This is a genomic window from Kribbella sp. NPDC051718 (assembly GCF_040681515.1).
Lineage (GTDB): Bacteria > Actinomycetota > Actinomycetes > Propionibacteriales > Kribbellaceae > Kribbella.
The window spans coordinates 213,658-236,190 of record NZ_JBFAYZ010000003.1 but is presented as its reverse complement, the minus strand read 5'-3'; the positions used below and the strand labels follow the sequence as shown (position 1 = coordinate 236,190).

The window sequence follows — 22,533 nt, the reverse complement described above, 5'->3', positions numbered from 1 at the left end:
AGACGAAGGAGCAACGACCGTCATGCCGACCTCTGTATCCCTGCCGGCCCTCGGGGAGAGCGTCACCGAAGGAACCGTCACCCGCTGGCTCAAGCAGGTCGGTGACACGGTTGCCGTCGACGAGCCCCTGCTGGAGGTCTCGACCGACAAGGTCGACACCGAGATCCCCTCCCCCGTGGCCGGCACTCTCCTGGAGATCAAGGCCGCCGAGGACGAAACCGTAGAGGTAGGCGCCGAACTCGCAGTAATCGGCGACGCCGGCGAATCCACCGGCTCCTCCAACGGCCAAGCTGCCCCTGCCGAGGCTGCACCGGCTGAGGAGGCCCCGGCCGCACCTGCCGCCGAGGCTCCCGCCGCCGAAGCGCCGGCACAGGAGGCACCTGCTGCCGAGGCCGCGCCGGCTCCGGAAGTACAGGAAGCTCCGGCCGAGCCCGCTCCCGCCGCTTCTGCCGGGTCCAGCTCCGGTACTTCGGTAACGCTGCCCGCGTTGGGTGAGAGTGTTACCGAGGGAACCGTCACCCGGTGGCTGAAGCAGGTCGGCGACGATGTGGCAGTGGACGAGCCGTTGCTCGAGGTCTCCACCGACAAGGTCGACACCGAGATCCCGTCGCCGGTCGCCGGCAAGCTGCTGGAGATCAAGGTCGCCGAAGACGAAACCGTCGAGGTAGGCGCCGAACTGGCCATCGTCGGCTCCGGCGACGCAGCCCCCGCCGCCTCGTCCCCCGCTCCGGCCGCCCCGGCCGCGGAGCAGGCAGCCCCCGCCCCGGCGACCCCGGCTCCGGCCGCGCAGGCCCCGGCTGCCCAGGCACCCGCTGCAGCTCCGGCCCCGCAGGCAGCCCCTGCGCCGCAGTCCGCGCCGGCTCCGGCCGCTCAGGCTCCCGCGCCGCAGGCAGCTCCGCCCGCACAGCCCGCGGCTCAGGCGCCCACCACCCAGGCACCTGCCCCGCAGGCCGCTCAGGCTCCGGCCGCGCAGGCACCCGCCCCGCAGGCGGCCCAGGCTCCCGCGCCGCAGTCGGCTCCGGCCGGTCCGGCGGCGTCGTCGAATGGGTCTTCGTCGGAGGGGCCGAACTATGTGACCCCTCTGGTTCGCAAGCTGGCGACTGAGCACTCGGTCGACCTGGGCGCCGTCCAGGGCACCGGCGTCGGTGGCCGCATCCGCAAGCAGGACGTGCTCGCCGCCGCCGAGGCCCAGAAGGCCGCCGCCGCAGCAGCTCCGGCTGCGGCCGCACCTGCCGCCTCCGCCCCCGCGGCGAAGACGGCAGCGCCGATCAGCCCGCTGCGTGGTACGACCGAGAAGATGAGCCGGATCCGCAAGGCCATCGCCAGCCACATGGTCAACTCGCTGCACGTCTCGGCGCAGCTGACCACCGTGGTCGAGGTCGACGTCACCGAGATCTCCAAGCTCCGGAACGCGAAGAAGGCCGAGTTCGAGGCCCGCGAGGGCGTCAAGCTGTCCTTCCTGCCGTTCTTCGCGCTCGCCGCGGTGGACGCGCTGAAGCAGTACCCGAAGCTGAACGCCTCGATCAACGACGAGGCCGGTGAGGTCACCTACCACGCCGCCGAGCACCTGGGCATCGCCGTGGACGCCGAGAAGGGCCTGATGGTCCCGGTCGTGCACAACGCCGGTGACCTGAACATCGCCGGCCTGGCCAAGAAGATCGCCGACCTGGCCGCGCGGGTCCGCACCAACAAGGTGCTGCCGGACGAGATGGCGGGCGGTACGTTCACGATCACCAACACCGGTAGCCGGGGCGCGCTGTTCGACACCCCGATCCTGAACCAGCCGCAGGTCGGCATGCTCGGGACCGGCTCGGTCGTCAAGCGCCCGGTCGTCATCACCCACCCCGAGCTCGGCGAGACGATCGCGATCCGCCAGATGGTCTACCTGGCGCTGACCTACGACCACCGCCTGGTCGACGGCGCCGACGCGGCCCGCTACCTGACCGCGGTCAAGCAGCGTCTCGAGGAAGCCCAGTTCGACGTCTGATCCGGCAACGGACGGAAGTAGCAGAGGCCGCCGCCCCGGCCTGACCGAATCGACGATGGTCAGGCCGGCCGCGGCCTCACCGAGAAGCCGGAGCTGTGTCTCGTGAAATATGTGCTCGCCGGTTCGTCCGGCTTCCTCGGTAAGGCATTGGCGCGGGACCTGCTGGCCGACGGCCACCAGGTCACCCGGCTGGTACGGCGTGAGCCGTCGCAGCCGAGCGAGGTCCGCTGGGATCCCGCGCGTGGACAGTTGGATCCCTCCGCGCTGGAGAACGCCGACGTCCTGATCAACCTGGCCGGCGCGAACATCGGCCGGCCGTGGACCCCGAAGTACCGGAAGGCGATCCGGGAGAGCCGGGTCAGTACGACGGCCACGCTGGCGCAGGCCGCTGCCCGGTTGGAGCGGCCGCCGGTGTTCATGACCCAGAGCGGTATCGGTGGCTACGGCAAGGATTGTGGCGACCAGATCCTCACCGAGGAGTCCGAACTCGGTGACGGCTTCCTGGCCGACGTGGTGCGGGTCTGGGAAGGCGCGGCCGATCCGGCGCGCGAGGCCGGCTGCCGGGTGATCGCGTTGCGCACGGGCGTCGTACTCGAACGCTCGGCTCCCGCGTTTCAGCTGCTCTCGTTGCCGTTCCGGGTGGGCGTCGGTGGACGACTCGGTTCCGGCAAGCAGTACTTCCCGGTCGTCTCGCTGACCGACTGGCTCGGCGCCGTTCGGCACTGCGCCGAGAACGACCAGGTGTCCGGGCCGGTGAACGTCACGCTGCCGGAGCCCACCACCAACCAGGAGTTCACCAAGGCCCTGGGTGCGGCGCTGCATCGGCCGACGCTGGTACCGGTCCCGTCGTTCGTCCTCACCACGGTGCTCGGCGAGTTCGCCTGGGAACTGATCGGCAGCAAGCGCGCACTCCCCAGCGCGCTGCTCTCCTCCTCCTTCACCTTCGAACACCCGACGGCGGAAACCGCGCTCGAGTCCGCCCTCGCCTGACGCGCTCTCGGGCGGGCGATTCCGGGTGATCATGCTGCGGCGATCGCGGAGATGCGCCAGGACTCGGCGGCTGCCGTGAGGGTGACGCGGCGAGTGGTCGGTTTGCCTGGTGGGAAGGTTGTTCGCTGGCCTGCCGGAGTGACGGCTACGCCTGTGACGAAGCGGTCGACGACTCGGAGCACGACTGTTGTCTTGCCTGAGGTCTCGACGGTCACGGACTGGATCTGCAGGCGGAGTCCTTCGATGCGGAGTTGCTGCTTGCGGTAGGAGGAGAGCAGGTCGCGATCGGCTGACCAGGGTGAGCTGCCGGGGACGTAGACGGAGTTCAGCACGGTGGGGTCGAGGGTGGCGAACGCGCGGGAGCGACGTACATCTAAAGCCTGCAAGGTCTGCAGCCAGCTAGCTTCCGCTGTCCGGGTGGGTTGAGCTGGTGGCGTGCTCGATGGAGTTGCTTGGTGATTTGTCGCGGTTGAGCGGGTGGGGTGGCCGAGGACGCCGGCGGCTGCCAGGCCGATGACGAGGGTTGTCACCGCGCCGGCTCCGCACGCCGCGAGGATTCCGTAGGCGGCGCGTTTGGTGCGTAGGAACCTGAGTGCGGACTGACGGGCACTCCCATGCCTTTGAGTTGCGGGCTGAGGTCGTCGCAGGCTGATGGCGGGAGGTGTCGCGGGCGAAGGTGGGATAGGGGTTGTGGGCTCGCGGTCCTGGGTGAAGTTGAGGGAGATGGGGAGTGGGGTGGCTCGGTGGAGGGTTTGCTGGGCCAGGACGTCCGCGGTGGTGGTGAAGAGCGATGCGGGGAAGGATTTGGCGGTGCCGCCCGCCTGGTGAGCGATGGCGCCCAGGGCTGTGAGGTCGGCCGCGGGGCTGCTGGGCGGAGCTAGGGCACGGAGGCCGGCGTCGGTGATGACGGGTCGGCCGTCGGCGTCGAACATGATGTCGTCGAGGTGCAGGTGACCGTGGGTGAGACCGCATCGGTGCAAGGCGGACAGACCCTGTGCCAGTGGGCTGATGAGGGTTACCAGTTCGCCTGGTGAAAGGGCGTCACGACGCTCCAGCAGCGACGTGAGCGTGCCGGCAGCGACGTACTGACTGAAGAGGAGCCACTCGCGGTCGGACTCTCTGACCTCGAGCAGGCGGGCGATGTGTGGGTGGTCGATGGTGCGGGCGAGGTCGAGGTCGCCGATGAATGCCTTCGGCGTCACGACGGCCGCTTTCGGGATGCGTTTGAGCACAGCGTGCCGCCCGGTGGCCAGGTCCCGGAGCAGCCAGACGGTACCGGCCGAGCCAGACCCGAGCCCACGGCGCAAGCTGTAGCCGGAGATGTCTTCGGATTCCATACCCAAGAGAGTGCCCGGATCGGCGCCGGCGGCCCGGAAGTTATCCACAGTCACCGCCGGGACCGGGGGCCTGTGGATGGCGGCGAACGGCCGCGGAACGGGCGGCATACACTCGAAGGCGTGAGGGCTATCGAGTATGTGGAGGCCGGATTCGGCGCCGACGCGGTTGACTACGAGACGGCCTGGGCCGAGCAGCGGCGGCTGCACGCGCAGGTTGCCGAGGGCACCGGGTCCGACACGGTCATCCTGCTCGAGCACCCGCCGGTCTACACGGCCGGCAAGCGCACGGAGCCACACGAGCGACCGGTTGACGGCACGCCGGTGGTCGACGTCGACCGCGGCGGCAAGATCACCTGGCACGGACCTGGCCAGCTGGTCGGGTACCCGATCGTGAAGCTCGCCTCACATGTGTACGTCGTGGACTACGTGCGCCGGCTGGAAGAGGCGCTGATCGCGGTCTGTGCTGAGCTCGGCGTACGGACCGGGCGGGTCAAGGGCCGCAGCGGTGTCTGGGTGCCGGCCGACGAGCGCGGGCGGGAGCGGAAGATCGCGGCGATCGGCATCCGGGTGGCGCAGAGCGTCACGATGCACGGGTTCGCGCTGAACTGCGACAACGACCTGACCTGGTTCGACCGGATCGTGCCGTGCGGGATCGCCGATGCCGACGTCACCACGTTGTCGCAGGAGCTCGGCCGGGACGTGTCCATCGCCGAGGTGCTCGAGCCCGTCCGGCGGCACCTGGACGTGCTGCTGTCCTGGCAGGAGTACGAGCGCACACCGGACCTCGATCACGCCGACGATCCGGCTCCGACCGGGATCACGTACGGCCTCACCGTCTGACCCGCACCGCCTCTGCGCCCGACCCTTGAGGGCGGAGCGTAAAGATTGAGCGAAGTGTCTGCGCTGTGCGGAGCGTAAACGTCGCTACGGTGGGGATGTGTCCAAATTTCTCGGCTTCCTCCTTGGCATCGCGGTAGCGCTCGTCGGGCCGGCCATGTTCGGCGTCCTCGCGGCGGACGGCGGTATCAAGCTGAACGCGAAGGAGATGGCGCTTGCCTACGGCATCGGTGCGCTGATCTTCTGGGCCGTGGTGTCGTACTTCTCCGGAGCCGCGGCGCTCGGGGCGGCGCTGACCTTCGGCGCGATGATCTACACCGTGCACTGGATCCCCAACCGGATGACGAACTTCCTCAACGACGTTCCCGGTGTGACCAGCGGCATGATCGACGGGGTCAAGCAGTACACGGGAAACGGTGTGGTGCCGATTCTCGCGGTGATCTCGCTGGTGTTCGGGATCCAGTCGATCGTGCGGTCGGTGCAGCGGCGCCGGCGCGAGCGGGTGGAGGCGGAGCGGCGCCAGCGTGAGCAGGAGGCCGCGGTCCAGGCGCAGCAGATGCCGCAGCCGCCGCAGCCGGTGGGCGGGTATCCGGTTGCCGGGGGCGACTACCAGCCGGACGACCGGTTCGGGAACAACTTCGGCAACAGCAACTACGACGACCTGTTCGAGGAGGAGCCGGCGCCGTTCACGCCGCGCAACCAGGCGGACGAGCAGACGGCCCAGTTCCCCCGCTCGGAGCCGCCGACCGAGTACGACGACACACGACTCGTCCCCACGGACGCCGACGAGACCGTAATGGTCCCCACCGGCAACCAACCCGTTGCCGACAGCTACGACGAGGACCCTGAACCGGACGCTGAAGAGGCCCCGGACGAGGCACCCACCCAGCAGGTGCTGGCCGAAGCTGCTATGCAACAGGTAGCCGCGGAGGAGGCTGCCACGCAGCACGTGGCGGCAGAAGAGCCTGCGGAGGCTGCCACGCAGCACGTGCCGATGGAAGCGCCTGCGGCGACGGCGCAGCCGGTAGCGTCGGAGGCTGCCACGCAGCAGGTGCCGGTGGAAGAGCGCCCGGCAGCGCCTGCTGCGGCTGCTGCACCGCGGGTGTCTGCGGAAGAGCCTGCGGCGGCGCCGGTGGCATCGGAGGCTGCTACGCAGCAGGTGGCCGTGGACGAGCCCGCAGCTACGCCAGCGGACGCTGCCACGCAGCAGGTGCCGGTGGAAGAGTGGTCGGCTGCGCCGGCGGAGGCTGCCACGCAGCAGGTACCCGTGGAAGAGCCTGCGGCGGCCGACGAGCCGGTGGCGTCGGAGGGGGCGCGGGGTGAGGAGACTGTGGCTCAGCCGGTGCCGGTGCCTGAGCCGGAGGCTGGGAGGCCTGTTGCGCCTCGGGTTGCGGGTGGGGCTGTTGCTGCGGCACCTCAGGTTGGTGGATCGCAAGGTGGAGGCTCGCAGGACGACGGTGGCGAGGCTACGCAGCCGATGCCTGTTGCGCGGCCGGAAGCGCCCAAGGCTTCGTTGCGTAAGGAAGAGATGGGTCAGCAGTACCGGGAGCGGATGGATCCGCCGGATGTCGATGACACCGGTGAGTTCTTCATCGGAGCTTTCGAGAACCCGCCGGAGCAGACCACACAGCGCATGGAGCTCCCCGGGCAGTTCCGGAGCTAACAGAACAAAACGAAAAAGAGCCTCCGCCAACGGCGGAGGCTCTTTCGTTTGTCAGGCCACGTGCATCCGTTGATGCTGACCCCACCGAGCATGCTCGGCGAACGCTTCGTCATAAGCGTGGATCGCCATCTGGCACACATCCCCCGCCATCTGAGCCCGCGGCGAATCGGTGCTCCAGGCAAGCATCAGCCGCCGGTGGATCGGATCCCCCACCAACGGCCGCGTCGTCACATCAGAAGACAACATCCGGTACGACGTCGGCGAGATCAACGCCACACCCTGCCCACTCGTCACAAACCCCATCAGCACCGATGTGTCCACCGAGTGATGCTCGATCCGCGGCTGGAACCCAGCCTGCTCACAAGCCCCCCGGAACAAGACATGGAACCCGCTGTCATCCGGCGGCTCCCCGATCCACTCCTCATCGGCCAGACTCGCCAGCTCGATCTCCCCACGATGCCGCGTCGCCACGGCCAGCGGATGATCAGCAGCCAGTACTACGTAAGCCGATTCCGACTCGACAATCGTGCAAGCCTCAACTCCGCTGGGCAACCGCAGCTCGAATCCCGGGAACTCCCGCAGCAACGCGAAGTCGAGCCGCCCACTCTCCAACTGCTGCAACAGCACGCTGGTGGCCCACTCGACCTCGATGCTCACCTGCTCGATCTCACCGTGATCGCGCAGCCGGCTCGCGATCCCCGACATCGGCGCCGTCGGGAACCCACCGAGCCGGACCGCGCTCGACTCCACCGCAGTCATCGCCGACACCGTCGCGGACAGGTGATCAACATCGACGAGGATCGCCCGCGCCCGATCCACGGCGTACCGGCCCAGAGCAGTCGGTGTGACGCCGGTGCGGGAGCGCTCGAACAGCTCGCCGCCGAAGGCCGACTCGATCCGTTTCAGCTGCGCCGTCAGACTCGGCTGGCTCACCTTCAGCCAGCGGGCGGCCCGGCCGACGGACCCCGCTTCTGCCACCAGGACCACCACCCGCAGGTGGCGCAGCTCGACGTTCATGCGTTGTGACCGTAGTCCACCCAGCGCGCCGGTACACAGGTACCGCGTGTTGCGGTTTCGTCACAGCCCACTAAATTCCTGTAACGCCGGCCGGACTATCACGATAGGTCATGACGCCTTGAGCGAGATCGCCTCTCGGTAACCGAGTTTCCGCCCGGTCTGCAGCAGCGTCCGCTCGTACAGCCGCGCCCCGAGCCGGATGATCAGCACGGTCGTCACCACCAGGATCGCGATCGCGGCCAGCGGCTGCCACAGCGGCACGTGCTCGGTCAGCATCCGCCCCGGCATCGACATCGACGACGCGATCGGGATGAACGAGGCAACGGTCTTGGCCTCGGCGCCGGCGAAAGCCGAGAAGAAGAACGGGATCATCAAGCTCATCTGCCCCGGCAACGTCGTCGAGCCGAGATCCTCCTGCCGGGTGGCCAGCGACCCGGCCACCGCCCAGAGCCCGGCCAGGGCGACGAATCCCAGGACGAAGAACACCACGAACCAGCCCGCGACCGGCGCGATCACCTTGAGGATGTCGGCCTGGTCGGTCACGATCAGCCCGATCAGCGACGCGACCGCGATCACCACGATCTGCCCCAGCGCGAGCACCGTGTTGCCGATCACCTTGCCCCACAGCAGCGCCCGGATCGGGATCGCGGCGGCCAGGATCTCGACCACCCGGCTCTCCTTCTCCTGTACGACGCTCTGCGCGATCATCATCCCGAAGCTCAGCGCGGTGATGTAGAAGATCAGCGCCAGCCCGATGTTGACGAAGCCGGCCACGACCTCGGGCAACGGCCCAGGATCGAGCAGCCGCTCCTGCACCTGGGTTCCCGCCCGCAGTTGCTCGGGCGTCATGCCGACTCGCTGAGCGTTCGCCTCCATCCCGAGGTTGACGGCCGCTTCCCGCAGGTTGTCCTGCAGCTCGCTGTCGACGCGCTGCTTCCCTAGTACCTCGAACCCGTCCTTGCCCGGCAGCAACGCCGCCTTCACGTCACCGTCCTTCACGAGTTGCTCGGCCGACGCGACGTCCGCAGTACGGGTGGCTTCGTAGCTGTCGCCGCCCTTGATGGCGTCCGCGACGGCGACGATCTTGGCGCCGGAATCGTCGAGGACGGCGATCTTGTCCTTGCCGCCCATCCCCGAGAGCAGCGCCGGCACGATGGTCGCGGCCAGTACGACGATCAGCATGAACGCCGTCGAGCCGAGGAAGGTCTTGTCGCGGAGCTTGGTACTGATCTCGCGCTGGGCCACCAGCTGCCACGGGTGCCGCAGGGTGTCGTTGTTCATCGGGTCGCCTCCCGGAAGACGTCGCTGAGGGCCTGCCGTTCGGGCCCGAACTCCAGTACCGGCCCACGGCTCATCGCCTGCTGCAGAACTTGTTGCACAAGGCCCCCATCGTCGTCCGAGCCGACGTCGAACAGCGCCGCCGCACCGGCCACGTCCCGCACCTTGATCCCCGGTACGTCGCGCAGCCACCCCGCATCCCCCCCGACGACCAGCCGGTACGTCGTAGTCGGCCCGGCAGCCAGTTCGGAAACGGGGCCGGCGGCAACCACCTTGCCGCGGGACAGCACCACCAGGTCGTCGCACAACCGCTCGACCAGCTCCAGCTGATGACTGGAGAACAGCACCGGTACCTCCGGGGTGACCTCTTCGCGCAGCAGGTCCACCATCGCGTCGACGGCCAGCGGGTCGAGGCCGCTGAACGGCTCGTCCATCACCAGGGCGATCGGCTCGTGGATCAATGCGGCAGCGATCTGCACCCGCTGCTGGTTGCCCAGGGAGAGCGTCTCCAGGGTGTCCCCCGCACGCTCGCTCAGCCCGAGCCGGAACAGCAGTTTGTCGGCCCGCTCGCCGGCTCGCGACCCGAGTCCGTGCAGCCGGCCGAAGAAGATCAGCTGCTCACGGATCTTCATCTTCGGGTACAACCCACGCTCCTCGGGCATGTACCCGAAGTCGCGCCGCACCTCGGCCGACAACGGCTGCCCATTCCAGGTCACCGCGCCACCAGTGGGCGCCAGCACCCCCAGGATGATCCGCATCGTCGTCGTCTTGCCGGCCCCGTTCGCCCCGACGAACCCGGTCATCCGACCCGGTAGTACGTCGAAGCTCACGTCATCCAGCGCGAGGTGCTCACCGAACCGCCGGGTCAACCCAGCCACGCTCAGCATCCCGTTCACCGTTCCTCTACTACTCCGGCCCCCTGAACCGGGCATCCACCCGATCCACTCCCATCACCAGGAGTAGCCACCACGCTATCCAGCCGCCGCCCGCAGTACGTCGCCCCGCAGTGTGATCACCGGCGTCATCCGCAGGGGGGACCGCCCATCCCGCAGGTCTGACTCTCAGTGTTCGTCGCCCGGTACTACGAGGCCGCATTCGTAGGCGAAGACGACTGCTTGGACGCGGTCGCGGAGGCCTAGTTTGAGGAGGACTCGGGAGACGTGGGTTTTGACCGTGGCCTCGCCGACGAAGAGGGAGGTGGCTATCTCGGTGTTGGTGAGGCCGCGGGCGATCAGGCCGAGGACTTCGCGTTCGCGCTCGGTGAGGTCGGCGACGAGGTCGGGGCGGTAGACGCGTTCGCCGCCGCCGGTGAAGCGCTTGATGACGCGGCGGGTGACCTCGGGGGCCAGGAGGGCGTGGCCGGAGTGGACTACCTGGATGGCTTCGACCAGGTCCTCGGGGGCGGTGTTCTTCAGGAGGAAGCCGCTGGCGCCTGCGCCGAGCGACTCGAAGAGGTAGTCGTCGCGGTCGAAGGTGGTCAGGATGATCACCTTGCCGGCGTCGGCGGAGACGATCCGCTGTGTCGCGGCGATGCCGTCGAGGCCGGGCATCTGGACGTCCATCAGGACGACGTCGGGGCGCAGTTCCAGCGCGAGCTCGACCGCCTTCTCGCCGTCGGAGGCCTCCCCCACCACCTGGATGTCGGGCTCGACGGAGAGGATCATCCGGAAGCCTGCCCGGACGAGGTCCTGGTCGTCGACGAGCAGGACGCGCATCGGCGTACCGGCCTCACTCATGCTTTGGGTTCTCCTTCAGGGATGGTGGGCTGCAGCGGGATCCGGGCGCGGACGCGGAAGCCGCCCACCGGACGGGGGCCGATCTCACTCTCGCCGCCGAGCAGGCTGACCCTCTCACGGATGCCGACGTGGCCGAGCCGGCTGCCGACCGGCGCGTGCTTGGGGCGGCCGTCGTCGATCACCTCGACCTCGACCGCGGTGTCGGCGAGATAGCGCAGCGTGACGTGCGCGCTCCGGGCGGTCGAGTGCCGCCGGACGTTCGTCAGCGCCTCTTGCGCGATCCGGTAGACCGACACCGAGACGGTCTCCGGCAGCTTCACCGGCTGGCCGATCTGGTGGAAGCCGACCGACAACCCCTCCCCGTTCGCCGTCGAGACCAGCGCGGGTAGCCGGTCCGCACCGGCCTGCGGAGCCTTCCCGGCCGATACCGCGAGGTCGCCGCCGAGATCGTCGTCGAGGTCCGGATCGGCGGCGCGCAGCATGCCCAGCAACTGGCGCATCTCGTTGACCGCGGTCCGGCTGGAGTTCTCGATCACACTCAGCGCGTTCTTCGCCGCCTCCGGGTCGGAGTCCATCACCCGGCGCGCGCCACCGGCCTGGACGCCGATGCTGCTGATGTGGTGCGCGACCACATCGTGCAGCTCCCGCGAGATCCGTAGCCGCTCGTCGATCACCGCCCGGCGCGCGTTCGCCTGCTGCTGGGCGGCCAGCTCGACGGCCTGCTGCTCGAGCTCGTGCCGCTGCCGGGCGACGCCCCAGGCGGTCCGGCCCCAGAAGTACGCGCCGAAGAAGTAGAGGACGTTCAGCGCGAAGTTCATCAGCACGAAGGACACGTACGGCGAGAGCACGCCGCCACCCGGCCCCTTGATCGAGTCGTCGTTCAGTGCTCGCACGAAGCCCCAGGCCAGCCAGCCGAACATGCCCGCGAAGACGACGATCATCGTCACCTTCATCCGGCGCCGGTCCCGGGCCCAGGCGACGGCCGCGTAGATCGCCATGAACTGGGTCGCCTGGGTGACCAGGTTGCCCGCGAAGGCGAAGGTGTTCCACTCGCCGTTGACGAAGAACAGCACCGAGACGACGACCAGCACGGACAGCGGGTACCGCCGTCGCAGGCACAGTGGCAGCGCCACCGCCGCGCTCAGCAGGTATGCGCCAACCCCACCGAAACCCATGTTGACCGGGAACCCCGAAGTACTCCGGGCCAGGTCGGTGCCGATGACACCGGCCACGGCCATCCCGAGCCCGAGGAACACGTCCTGCCGGAGCTGACTCCGGGTCGGCCCGGGCCGCTGCCACTCGGTGGTGTTCGTCACAGGCTGCTCCTGGGCCTCCGCCGTGGCGGAGCGCAGTACGGGCTGCGAGGTGGACATGGTTGCCCAGCCTACGGGTGGGGGCGCCGGGCGTGTCGGAGCGCCGCGTACTCTGGTGGGCGTGACGATCGCCCCAGAAGGACGGAAGCTGCTCAGGCTCGAAGTGCGCAACGCGGAGACCCCGATCGAGCGCAAACCCGAGTGGATCAAGACGCGCGCCAAGATGGGCCCGGAGTACCAGAAGCTGCAGAAACTGGTGAAATCCGAAGAGCTCCACACGGTCTGCCAGGAAGCCGGCTGTCCCAACATCTTCGAGTGTTGGGAAGACCGTGAAGCGACCTTCCTGATCGGTGGCGACCAGTGCACCCGGCGCTGCGACTTCTGCCAGATCGACACCGGCAAGCCGCAGGACCTGGACCGCGACGAGCCGCGCCGGGTCGCCGAGTCCGTCGTCAAGATGGGCCTGCGCTATGCGACCGTGACCGGCGTCGCGCGGGACGACCTGGAGGACGGCGGCGCCTGGCTGTACGCCGAGACGATCCGCCAGATCCACGCGCTCAACCCCGGGACCGGCGTCGAGATGCTCGCGCCGGACTTCAACGCCGTACCGGAGCAGTTGGCCGAGGTGTTCTCGTCCCGCCCGGAGGTGTTCGCGCACAACGTCGAGACGGTGCCGCGGATCTTCCGCCGGATCCGGCCGGGCTTCCGCTACGAGCGGTCGCTCGACGTGATCACCCAGGCCCGCGACTACGGCCTCGTCACCAAGTCCAACCTGATCCTCGGCATGGGCGAGACCCGCGAGGAGGTCAGCCAGGCGCTGACCGACCTGCACGACGCCGGCTGCGAGATCATCACCATCACGCAGTACCTGCGTCCCTCGGTGCGGCACCACCCGGTCGAGCGCTGGGTCCGGCCGGAGGAGTTCGTCGAGATGCAGGAGGAGGCCGAGGAGATCGGCTTCGCCGGAGTCATGTCGGGTCCGCTGGTGCGTTCGTCGTACCGGGCCGGTCGGCTGTACCGTCAGGCTGTGGAGTCGCGGATGACCTCCGCCACCCAGGATGCTTAGGACAGACCGCACAAGAACACACGGACAAAGGTAGAGATGGCCAAGAACGACGCACCCGAAGAGAAGACCGGCCGGCTCAAGCAGATCAGGTCGGCGTACCAGCTGACCAAGAAGTCCGACCCACGGATCGGGCTGATCCTGGCCGGGATCTTCCTGGCCGTCGTCGCGGTGTTCGTCGTGGTCGGCATCCTGGTCGGCCCGCTGCTGGTCTGGATCCCGCTGGGCGTCGCGCTCGGCTTCCTGGCCGCCACGATCATCTTCGGCCGCCGGGTCGAGAAGGCGGCGTACAGCCAGATCGAGGGCCAGGCCGGTGCGGCCGCCTCGGCGCTGCAGACGCTGCGCCGCGGCTGGAACGTGACGCCGGCCGTGGCGGTCACCAAGAACGCCGACATCGTGCACCGGGTGGTCGGCCGGCCGGGCATCGTGCTGGTCGGCGAGGGCCAGCCGAGCCGGGTGAAGAACCTGCTCGCCGCCGAGGGCAAGAAGCACCAGCGGGTCGCCGGTGGCGCACCGGTGATCCAGGTGGTGGCCGGCAAGGGCGAGGGCGAGATCGACATCCGCAAGCTGACCAAGCATGTGATGAAGCTCCCGCAGGCGCTGCAGCCGTCCGAGATCACCGATCTGCTCCAGCGGCTGAAGGCGCTCGACGCCGTCCGGCCGCAGGTTCCGATGCCGAAGGGCCCGCTGCCGACCAGCATGAAGGGCGCCCGCCAGGCCATGAAGGGCCGCTGACCGCACCCGTCGATCGACACGCTCCTCGTTGGTCAGTTCCCGCCGGAGGGCGTAACGGAACACCTCCGATCGCCGTTTGCATGGCGTGAGGACTTTCTTGTGCCTCGTGTCGCGCCCTGAAGCCGGTGATCGGCCTTAGGGTGCGACCAGGGCCGGGATGAGAAACCAGGGGTAGGGACAGATGACCGATCTATTCACCGCGGTGCACGAGCCGGCGGTGGAGACGTGGCCGTCCCTGGCGGCCCCGCGCTCCAACCCGGTACGCCGGGCCGGCGCGCACGCCGCCCTGCGCTTCATCGCGCGGGACTTGCCCGCCACCATCACGCTCGACAACCGCAGCTACGGCCTGGGCGGCCCGGCCATGCAGGTGCACCGCACCGGCCCGTTCCTCGACCGGCTCGGCCACGACGCGGGCTCCGGCTTCGGCGAGGCGTACCTGGCGGGCGACTGGGATCCGGAGCCGGGCACCGACCTGGCCGACCTGCTGCTGCCGTTCGCGCAGCGGTTCAGTTCCGAGCAGGACCGGCATCTGCTGCCGAAGTGGGCACAGTCGCTGCGCTGGCTGGTGACGCGGTCGCAGCCGGGTGACCAGGAGAACGACCGGGCCGGCGCGCGGGAGAACATCAGCCGCCACTACGACCTGAGCAACGCGATGTTCAGCGAGTTCCTCGATCCGTCGCTGACCTACTCCGCGGCACTGTTCGATCAGCAACCCGAGTCGGACCTGGCGACGGCGTCGTACGACGAACTCTCCAACGCCCAGCTGCGCAAGCTCGACGCGATCCTCGACGCGGCCGGCGTGGTCTCCGGATCCCGGGTGCTCGACATCGGCTGCGGCTGGGCGAGCCTGGCGATCCGCGCTGCCCAGCGCGGCGCCTGGGTGACAGCAATCACAATCGCCTCGCAGCAGGCACTGCTCGCCCAGCGCCGGATCGCCGACGCGGGCGTGAGCGACCGCGTCCAGGTCGCGCTGCGTGACTACCGCGACCAGATCGGTGTCTTCGACGCGGTCCTCAGCGTCGAGATGATCGAGGCGGTCGGCGAGAAGTACTGGCCGGTGTACTTCGACGCGATCGAGCGGCGACTCGCACCGGGCGGCAAGGCGGTCATCCAGGCGATCGTGATGCCGCACGACCGGATGCTCGCCACCCGCAACACCTTCACCTGGGTGCAGAAGTACATCTTCCCAGGCGGCCTGATTCCGTCCGTCGACGTGATCGAGCAGGTCACGGCCCAGCACACCGGCCTGCAGACCGAGGTGCTGCGGCACATGGGCATGGACTACGCCCGCACCCTCCGCATCTGGCGCAACCGCTTCATCGAGCACTGGCCCGCCATCGCCGACCTGGGCTTCGACGCGACCTTCCGCCGCATGTGGGAGTTCTACCTCGCGTACTCGGAAGCCGGGTTCCGCGCCGGCTACCTCGACGATGTACAGATCCTGCTGACCAAGCGCTTCGGCTAACGCCGTACGACGACGGTGCCGGCGGCCAGGTCGTGGAGGCCTCGGTGGTCTTTGTCGAAGACGACCGCCGGGATGAACAGGCAGAGCAGCAGAGTGCGGAGGGCACCGCCCAGGAGGCCTACCTGGGCGGCGTAGCCCTCGCCGCCCGGCTTGGTGCGGATGACTCGCAGGCCGAGCAGGCGGTGGCCGATGGTGGAGCCGGCCAGGCCGACCAGGATCGCTGACATGGCGAAGAAGATCACCAGCTGGGCGGTGTTGAAGTCGTTGCCGCCGGCCCAGATGGGTTTGCCGACCACCGCGGAGGCGATCAGGGCCGCCACCAGCCAGTCGGCGAGCAGGGCGGCGAGGCGGCGGCCCCAGCCCGCGACGGAGCCCTGGCCGGACTCCGGCAGGCCGAGCCGATTGCCCGGATATCGGAAATCACCGGTGGGTCCTGCCCCGGATTGCGCAGATGATGCCATGATGACGAGGCTAGTGCGTCGACACGGCGTACCGGAGAGGCGGTCCGGGATCTCACTCCCCTACCCGCCCACACCAGTGGGTCAGCGCGGACACGCTGGGCGTAACATCCGCGAAACACTGGGGTCACGGCCGAGTAATCGGCAGGGCCTACGTTCAGATGAATCTCTGAGCCACCCCGAGGAGTATGTATGTTTTCCAGCGCTGAGGAGCTGCTCGCCTACGTCAAGGACGAGGGCGTCGTGTTCATCGATGTCCGGTTCTGTGACCTGCCGGGCATCATGCAGCACTTCACCGTCCCGGTCGGGTCCTTCGGTCCGGAGGTCTTCGAAGACGGCCTCCAGTTCGACGGTTCGTCGATCCGGGGCTTCCAGCAGATCCACGAGTCGGACATGTCCCTGCTGCCCGACCCGACCACGGCGTATCTCGACCCGTTCCGTGCGGACAAGACGCTCATCATCAACTTCTTCGTCCACGACCCGCTGACGGGTGAGGCCTACAGCCGCGACCCGCGCAACATCGCCCGCAAGGCGCAGGAGTACCTGAAGTCGACCGGCATCGCCGACACCGCCTTCTTCGCGCCCGAGGCCGAGTTCTACGTCTTCGACGACGTGCGGTTCGAGACCAAGCAGAACGAGAGCTACTACCACATCGACTCGGTCGCCGGCGCCTGGAACACCGGCCGGGTCGAGGAGGGTGGCAACCGCGGCTACAAGGTCCGGTACAAGGGTGGGTACTTCCCCGCGCCGCCGGTCGACCACTTCGCCGACCTGCGCAACGACATCACCAAGCACCTCGAGACCAGCGGGCTGACCGTCGAGCGCGCCCACCACGAGGTCGGCACGGCCGGTCAGGCGGAGATCAACTACCGCTTCGACACGCTGCTCACCGCGGCCGACGACCTGATGAAGTTCAAGTACATCGTCAAGAACACCGCCTGGGAGGCCGGCAAGACCGCGACCTTCATGCCGAAGCCGATCTTCGGCGACAACGGCTCGGGCATGCACTGCCACCAGTCGCTGTGGAGCAACGGCGACCCGCTGTTCTACGACGAGTCCGGCTACGGCGGCCTGTCCGACATCGCCCGCTGGTACATCGGCGGCATCCTCAAGCACGCGCCGTCGCTGCTCGCCTTCACCAACCCGACGGTGAACTCGTATCACCGCCTGGTGCCGGGCTTCGAGGCGCCGGTCAACCTGGTCTACTCGCAGCGCAACCGCTCGGCCTGCATCCGGATCCCGATCACCGGCTCCAACCCGAAGGCCAAGCGGATCGAGTTCCGCTGCCCCGACCCGTCGTCCAACCCGTACCTGGCCTTCTCGGCCCAGCTGCTGGCCGGCATCGACGGCATCCGCAACAAGATCGAGCCCGCGGACCCGATCGACAAGGACCTGTACGAGCTGCCACCGGAGGAGCACTCCTCGGTCGCGCAGGTCCCCACCTCGCTGCCGGCCGTGATCGACTCGCTAGAGGCCGACCACGAGTTCCTGCTCGAGGGTGACGTCTTCACCGGCGACCTGATCGAGACCTGGATCGACTTCAAGCGCGAGAACGAGATCGCCCCGATCGCCCTCCGCCCCCACCCGCACGAGTTCGAGCTCTACTACGACGTGTGATCGACGCAGGTCCCTGACCTGCAGATAGTCCGCTGAACGGCGGCTGACCTGAGCAAACGTCCTCTCGACGTTGCTCATCGTCAGCCGCCGTTTTGCGTCGCCGTTGACCTCCGGCGGACGACTTGTCCCGCCTGGCTAGCCACTGGCGGATGCGGCCGCCCGGCTCGTTCGTGTTCCATATGCATGCGGAACTCAGCGAGAGGAAGTACGGCGATGGGATTGGCATGGCAACAAGGGCCGTTGGCGACCGGCGCGATCGGGCGGTTCCTCGTACCGGGTGACCTGCCCGAGCGGCTGCTGTTCGCTGAGCCGTTGCGCCGGCGGATGCGGGTACGACTCGGTGACAGCTGGATCGCGGACAGTGAGGACGTCGTCCTGCTGCACGAGCCGGCGCGGTATCCGGTGGCGTACTTCCCGTTGGCGGATGTGGTTGCCGACGTACTGGAGGCCGAGGCGCGCACGACGCAGCACAAGGACCTGGGCGCGACGGCCTGGTTCACCGTGCGGGCCGGTGAGACGTCGAAGCGACGGTCGGCCTGGCAGCACACCGAGTTGCCGGACTACGCGAGTGACCTGAAGGGACGCGTCGCGTTCGCGTGGCGGGCGATGGACGCGTTCTTCGAGGAGGACGAGCGGATCGTCGGGCACGCGGCGGACGCGTACCACCGGATCGACATCCGGCAGACGAGCCGGCATCTGGTCGTCCGCGACGGCGAGCGGGTGGTGGCGGACTCGTCCCGGCCGCTGGTGTTGTTCGAATCCGGGTTCGCTCCGCGCTGGTACGTACCGCGCGAGGACGTGGAGCACGACGCGCTGACGCCGGTCGAGGGCCAGACGTTCTGTCCCTACAAGGGCCTGTGCAGCTACTACGACATCGGTGCGGCGGGGCACGCGGCCTGGTCGTACCAGGAGGCCTGGACCGAGGTACGCCGGATCTCCGGGATGGTCTCCTTCGAAGCGGACAAGGTCGAGGTCGAGCTGGACGGCAAGCGACTCGAGCCGGAGCCCGGTCAGGGAGTCATCTCGCACGGTGTCGACCGCGACCTGTCCGTCGAGGAGCTGTCCGGATGAGCACACCGACGGTGCTGTCGGTGAACGTCGGCCTGCCGAAAAACCTCGAGTGGAACGGAAAGACTGTCTACACGGGCGTCTGGAAGGCCCCTGTCGACGGGCCGGTGATGGTGCGGCGGCTGAACCTCGACGGGGACGGGCAGGGCGACAAGGCCGGGCACGGTGGTGAGCAGCGGGCCGTGCTGGTCTACCAGCTCGACTCGTACCGGTACTGGGCGAAGCACTTCAAGCGGGACGACTTCGTCTACGGCCAGTTCGGCGAGAACCTGACCGTGGACGGCTTGGCCGACGACGAGGTGTGCATCGGCGACCGGTACCAGATCGGCGATGCAGTGCTGGAGGTGACGCAACCGCGGGTCACCTGCTACCGCGTGGGTCTGCGGATGGGCGAGCCCGAACTACCGGCGCTGCTCGTCAGCCACCACCGGCCGGGGTTCTACTGCCGCGTCATCATCGAGGGCGAAGTGGCGGCAGGTGACCCGATCGTCAAGACCTCTACCGGGCCAGGCGCATTGAGTGTGGCCGATACGGATGCGCTGCTCTACCTGCCGGACAAGGACCAGGCGAAGCTTCGGGCAGCGCTGGACATCCCGGCACTCAGCCCAGGGTGGCGGGGGTCGTTCCAGGACCTGCTGGCCGATGCAGCGATCAAGCCTGCGTGGGACGGCTTCCGGCAGCTGGAGGTCACTGACGTGGTGGCCGAGGGCGGCAACGTGTTCTCGGTCTACCTGGCCTCCGCCGACGGCGGACAGCTGCCTGCGGCGCAAGCAGGTCAGTACTTGACCTTCCGGCTGCCGGATGCGGGTCAGCCTGTCCCGGTACGGAGCTACTCGCTGTCGTCCTCGCCGAGTACCGGCAGCTACCGGATCAGCGTGAAGCACGAGCCACACGGGGTCGGCAGCGGCTTCCTGACGAGCCGCGTCATGAAGGGCGCCGTACTGGAGGTGGCTGCGCCGCGTGGTGACTTCGTACTGGACGACGGCACCGGCCCGGTGGTCTTGCTCTCCGCGGGCATCGGCGTTACCCCAGTGCTGTCGATGCTCTCCGCGTTGGTGGCGGAGCGGAGCACTCGCGAGGTTTGGTGGGTCAGTACGGCCCGGAGACCCGCGGAGCATCCGCTGGCTACCGAAGTGCATGATTTGTTAGCGCAGCTGCCCAGGACTCATGAGCACATCTACTACAGCTCAACAGGCGGCCGGCTCACCCAGGAGAGGTTGGCCGAGCTGGCACTCCCGACGGACGCGATGGCGTACATCTGCGGACCAGCATCGTTCATGGCGGACATGCGCAAAGCCCTCATTGCGTTAGGCATCACCCGCGTCCGGACCGAGCTGTTCGGTGCGCTGCCGTCCACGAATCCGGGCATCGTCGACCAGGCCCGCGCCCCGCATCTGCCGGACGGTGTACCGGGCACTGGGCCGCTGGTGACGTTCGCCCGCAGCGGTATCGCCACACCGATGCGCGACGGCAGCGTTCTCGAACTCGCCGAAGCCTGCGACGTACCGACGCGCTGGAGCTGCCGCACCGGCGTTTGCCAAACCTGCCTCACCCCGCTGCTCTCCGGCGAGATCACCTACTTCCGCACTCCAGTACAGCCGCCACCGACCGGCCAGACCTATATCTGCTGTGCCCGACCAACTATCGATCTAGTCCTGGACATGTGATGGATTACAAACTCGAAGTCGTCACCCTCCCCGTCAGCGATGTCGACGCCTCGCTGGCCTTCTACAGCTCACTCGGCTTCGCGGTAGACGTCGACTACCACCCCCGCGACGGCTTCCGCGTCGTCCAGGTCACGCCGCCCGGCTCGGCCTGCTCGATCCAGTTCGGTGACGGTCTGACCGACGCTGCGCCCGGCTCTGCCCGCGCCAACTACCTGGTCGTGTCAGACCTGCCGGCCGCCCGGCAGGAATTGCTTGCCCGAGGCATCGAAGTCGGTGAGCTCCGCCACAAGTCGCCGGTGGACACCTGGGCCGGCGGCTTCGAACCGGGCCGGGACCCCGAGGGCCGCTCGTACACGAGCATGGCTGACCTCGTCGACCCGGACGGCAACAGTTGGATCCTGCAGGAGATCCGGAGCGAATGACGACTCTCGACCCCAGCGGGATGTCGACGGCAGGTCCCGCGACCAGCCCGCTCCGCGCCTTCCTCCACACCGAGGCCGCCGGAGCCGCCGCGCTGGCTGCCGCCATCGGACTCGCGCTGGTCTGGGCCAACGTGACAGCTACCGGGTACGAAGACTTCTGGACCACCGAACTGCCGATCCGGATCGGCACGGTCGCTGCCGACCTGGACCTGCGGACCTGGGTGAACAGCGGACTGATGACGTTGTTCTTCCTCGTCGTCGGTCTGGAGGCGCGCCGCGAGTTCGACCTCGGCGAGCTGCGCGAGCGTCGCCGGCTCATCCTGCCGGTCGCGGCCGGGATCGCGGGTATGGCCGCCCCGGTGCTGATCTACCTGGCGTTCAACCACTCCGGCGCCGGGCTGCACGGGTGGGCGATCGCGATGTCGACCGACACCGCGCTGGCACTCGGCGTCCTCGCGATCGCCGGCGACCAAGTACCCGACCGCATCCGTACCTTCCTGCTGACAGTCTTCGTCGTCGACGACTTGGTGGCCCTGATCGTGATCGCGGTCGCCTACACCAGCCAGGTGCAAGTGGTTGCGCTGCTCGCCGCGGTCGTCGTGTACGCCGGTGTGCTCGCCAGCACGCGCTTGCCCTACGCCTCCCGCCGACCCGTCTTCACCATTCTGGCTGTCCTGCTCTGGTGCACCCTGCTTGCCAGTGGCATCGATCCGGTGGTCGCCGGACTCGTGGTCGGACTGGCCACCTCGGCGTACGTGCCGCGACGGGACGCGCTCGAGCAAGCGACCACTTCGGTCCGGCTGTTCCGCGAACAGCCGACTCCGGAGCTGGCCCGCGCAGCCACCCGCGAGCTGGCCGGATCCCTGTCGGCCAACGCGCGACTGCAGCACACGTACCACCGGATGACGAGCTTCGTGATCGTGCCGTTGTTCGCGCTGGCCAACGCCGGGATCGCGATCGACTCGAGCGTGCTCACGTTCTCGCGGGTCGGCGTCGGCATCTTCCTGGCGTACGTCGTCGGCAAGCCGGTCGCGGTCGCCACCACCTCCTGGCTGCTGACCCGGACCAGCCACGGGTCGCTGCGGCCGTCGGTCGGCTGGGCCGGTGTGGTCGGCGCCGGCACGATCGCGGGGATGCCGTTCACGGTCTCGTTGCTGATCGCCGATCTGGCCTTCACGGGCGAGACGCTGAAGCAGGCCAAGGCCGGCGTCCTGGCCGCTGCCTTCGTCGCGGGAGCGATCACGCTGATCTTCTACCGATTGATCGCTCTGCTACCGGCCCGGACCCGGGCCCGCGCCCTGCTCGGGACGGGCCAACGGCCGAGTGATCTCGCGTACCCGGTGGACCCGTCCCGCGACCACATCCGTGGCCCGGCGGACGCTGTCGTGACGGTGGTCGAGTACGGCGACTTCGAATGCCCGTGGACCCAGATGGCGGCACCGACCGCTCGGGAGCTGATCGCTGCCAACCAGCAGATCCGCTACGTCTGGCGGCATCTGCCACTGCACGACGTGCACCCGCACGCACAACTGGCGGCCCAGGCAGCCGAGGCCGCCGGCCGGCAGGGAAAGTTCTGGCCCATGCACGACCTGCTCCTCGCCAACCAGGACCGGCTCGACCTCGACGCCCTGCTGGACTACGCGCAGCAGCTCGGACTCGACCTGGACAGCTTCCGGTCCGACCTGACCGGTCCGGATTTCGCGACCCGAATCGCCCAGGACGTCGACTCGGCCGACCGCAGCGGTGTGGCGGGCACCCCGACGTTCTTCATCAACAACCATCGCCACGACGGCCCCCAGGATCTGCCCACCCTCAGCGGAGCCATCCGGCAGACGTTGCTCACCGTCGATTGAAGCCACCGCGCCAACGCCGGATTCACC

Annotated in this window: 19 protein-coding genes; 12 read left to right on the top strand and 7 right to left on the bottom strand. The window is 68.5% G+C overall.

From position 1 onward, the window contains the following. The first annotated feature begins 22 nt into the window (after positions 1-22). Positions 23-1,987 carry a 2-oxoglutarate dehydrogenase, E2 component, dihydrolipoamide succinyltransferase gene (sucB, locus tag AB0M15_RS12740; RefSeq protein WP_363817000.1) on the top strand — a complete coding sequence of 655 codons (1,965 nt, stop codon included), beginning with the start codon at positions 23-25 and terminating at the stop codon, positions 1,985-1,987. A gap of 102 nt (positions 1,988-2,089) precedes the next feature. Beyond that, on the top strand, positions 2,090-2,977 hold the full coding sequence (locus AB0M15_RS12735) for a TIGR01777 family oxidoreductase (RefSeq protein ID WP_363816998.1): 888 nt from the start codon (positions 2,090-2,092) through the stop codon (positions 2,975-2,977). A 29-nt stretch (positions 2,978-3,006) separates the two neighbouring features. On the opposite strand, the gene AB0M15_RS12730 is transcribed toward AB0M15_RS12735, so the two are convergent. After that, entirely contained in the window at positions 3,007-4,314 is a 1,308-nt protein-coding gene (locus AB0M15_RS12730; protein ID WP_363816997.1) for a protein kinase, read from the bottom strand. Between the two features lie 120 nt (positions 4,315-4,434). Between AB0M15_RS12730 and lipB the strand changes: the two genes are divergently transcribed. Both lipB and AB0M15_RS12720 read left to right on the top strand, forming a co-directional pair. Beyond that, the gene (gene lipB, locus AB0M15_RS12725) at positions 4,435-5,154 is read left to right on the top strand and encodes a lipoyl(octanoyl) transferase LipB (protein ID WP_363816993.1); all 720 of its coding nucleotides are present in this window, start codon (positions 4,435-4,437) and stop codon (positions 5,152-5,154) included. 97 nt (positions 5,155-5,251) lie between these two features. Continuing rightward, positions 5,252-6,814 carry a hypothetical protein gene (locus AB0M15_RS12720; RefSeq protein ID WP_363816991.1) on the top strand — a complete coding sequence of 521 codons (1,563 nt, stop codon included), beginning with the start codon at positions 5,252-5,254 and terminating at the stop codon, positions 6,812-6,814. A gap of 51 nt (positions 6,815-6,865) precedes the next feature. Here AB0M15_RS12720 and AB0M15_RS12715 read toward each other — a convergent pair whose 3' ends face one another. The 5 genes from AB0M15_RS12715 to AB0M15_RS12695 all read right to left on the bottom strand — a co-directional run bounded on the left by AB0M15_RS12715 (position 6,866) and on the right by AB0M15_RS12695 (position 12,218). Further along, entirely contained in the window at positions 6,866-7,831 is a 966-nt protein-coding gene (locus tag AB0M15_RS12715; RefSeq protein ID WP_363816989.1) for a LysR family transcriptional regulator, read from the bottom strand. 108 nt (positions 7,832-7,939) lie between these two features. Further along, positions 7,940-9,112 (bottom strand): ABC transporter permease, encoded by a 1,173-nt coding sequence (locus AB0M15_RS12710; RefSeq protein WP_363816987.1) that lies wholly within the window; start codon positions 9,110-9,112, stop codon positions 7,940-7,942. Then, complete coding sequence (locus AB0M15_RS12705) at positions 9,109-10,041, bottom strand: ATP-binding cassette domain-containing protein (protein WP_363816985.1); 933 nt, start codon at positions 10,039-10,041, stop codon at positions 9,109-9,111. The genes AB0M15_RS12710 and AB0M15_RS12705 overlap by 4 nt, the downstream gene beginning before the upstream one ends. Positions 10,042-10,170: 129 nt before the next feature. Then, positions 10,171-10,845 carry a response regulator transcription factor gene (locus tag AB0M15_RS12700; RefSeq protein WP_363816983.1) on the bottom strand — a complete coding sequence of 225 codons (675 nt, stop codon included), beginning with the start codon at positions 10,843-10,845 and terminating at the stop codon, positions 10,171-10,173. Then, entirely contained in the window at positions 10,842-12,218 is a 1,377-nt protein-coding gene (locus AB0M15_RS12695; RefSeq protein ID WP_363816982.1) for a sensor histidine kinase, read from the bottom strand. The genes AB0M15_RS12700 and AB0M15_RS12695 overlap by 4 nt, the downstream gene beginning before the upstream one ends. Before the next feature lie 61 nt (positions 12,219-12,279). On the opposite strand from AB0M15_RS12695, the gene lipA reads away from it, so the two are divergent. From lipA to AB0M15_RS12680, 3 genes are all read left to right on the top strand, one after another. After that, positions 12,280-13,224, top strand: coding sequence for a lipoyl synthase (gene lipA, locus AB0M15_RS12690; protein WP_363816980.1), 945 nt, complete (start codon positions 12,280-12,282; stop codon positions 13,222-13,224). 36 nt (positions 13,225-13,260) lie between these two features. Continuing rightward, complete coding sequence (locus AB0M15_RS12685) at positions 13,261-13,956, top strand: DUF4191 domain-containing protein (RefSeq protein WP_363816978.1); 696 nt, start codon at positions 13,261-13,263, stop codon at positions 13,954-13,956. A gap of 181 nt (positions 13,957-14,137) precedes the next feature. After that, positions 14,138-15,421: a cyclopropane-fatty-acyl-phospholipid synthase family protein gene (locus tag AB0M15_RS12680; protein ID WP_363816976.1), complete on the top strand. Its 1,284-nt coding sequence runs from the start codon at positions 14,138-14,140 to the stop codon at positions 15,419-15,421. On the opposite strand, the gene AB0M15_RS12675 is transcribed toward AB0M15_RS12680, so the two are convergent. Next, positions 15,418-15,882: an RDD family protein gene (locus tag AB0M15_RS12675; RefSeq protein WP_363816974.1), complete on the bottom strand. Its 465-nt coding sequence runs from the start codon at positions 15,880-15,882 to the stop codon at positions 15,418-15,420. The genes AB0M15_RS12680 and AB0M15_RS12675 overlap by 4 nt on opposite strands. 189 nt (positions 15,883-16,071) lie before the next feature. Here AB0M15_RS12675 and glnA point away from each other — a divergent pair, with 189 nt between their 5' ends. The 5 genes from glnA to AB0M15_RS12650 all read left to right on the top strand — a co-directional run bounded on the left by glnA (position 16,072) and on the right by AB0M15_RS12650 (position 22,506). Next, positions 16,072-17,496, top strand: a complete 1,425-nt coding sequence (gene glnA / locus AB0M15_RS12670) for a type I glutamate--ammonia ligase (RefSeq protein WP_363816972.1) — start codon at positions 16,072-16,074, stop codon at positions 17,494-17,496. A gap of 213 nt (positions 17,497-17,709) precedes the next feature. Continuing rightward, positions 17,710-18,567 (top strand): DUF427 domain-containing protein, encoded by an 858-nt coding sequence (locus tag AB0M15_RS12665; protein ID WP_363816970.1) that lies wholly within the window; start codon positions 17,710-17,712, stop codon positions 18,565-18,567. Beyond that, entirely contained in the window at positions 18,564-20,231 is a 1,668-nt protein-coding gene (locus AB0M15_RS12660; protein WP_363816968.1) for an MOSC and FAD-binding oxidoreductase domain-containing protein, read from the top strand. Before AB0M15_RS12665 ends, AB0M15_RS12660 begins: the two co-directional genes overlap by 4 nt. Further along, a complete protein-coding gene (locus AB0M15_RS12655; protein ID WP_363816967.1) occupies positions 20,231-20,653 on the top strand; it encodes a VOC family protein in 423 nt (140 codons plus the stop codon). The genes AB0M15_RS12660 and AB0M15_RS12655 overlap by 1 nt, the downstream gene beginning before the upstream one ends. Beyond that, positions 20,650-22,506, top strand: a complete 1,857-nt coding sequence (locus AB0M15_RS12650) for a Na+/H+ antiporter NhaA (protein WP_363816965.1) — start codon at positions 20,650-20,652, stop codon at positions 22,504-22,506. The genes AB0M15_RS12655 and AB0M15_RS12650 overlap by 4 nt, the downstream gene beginning before the upstream one ends. The last annotated feature ends 27 nt before the right edge of the window (positions 22,507-22,533 follow it).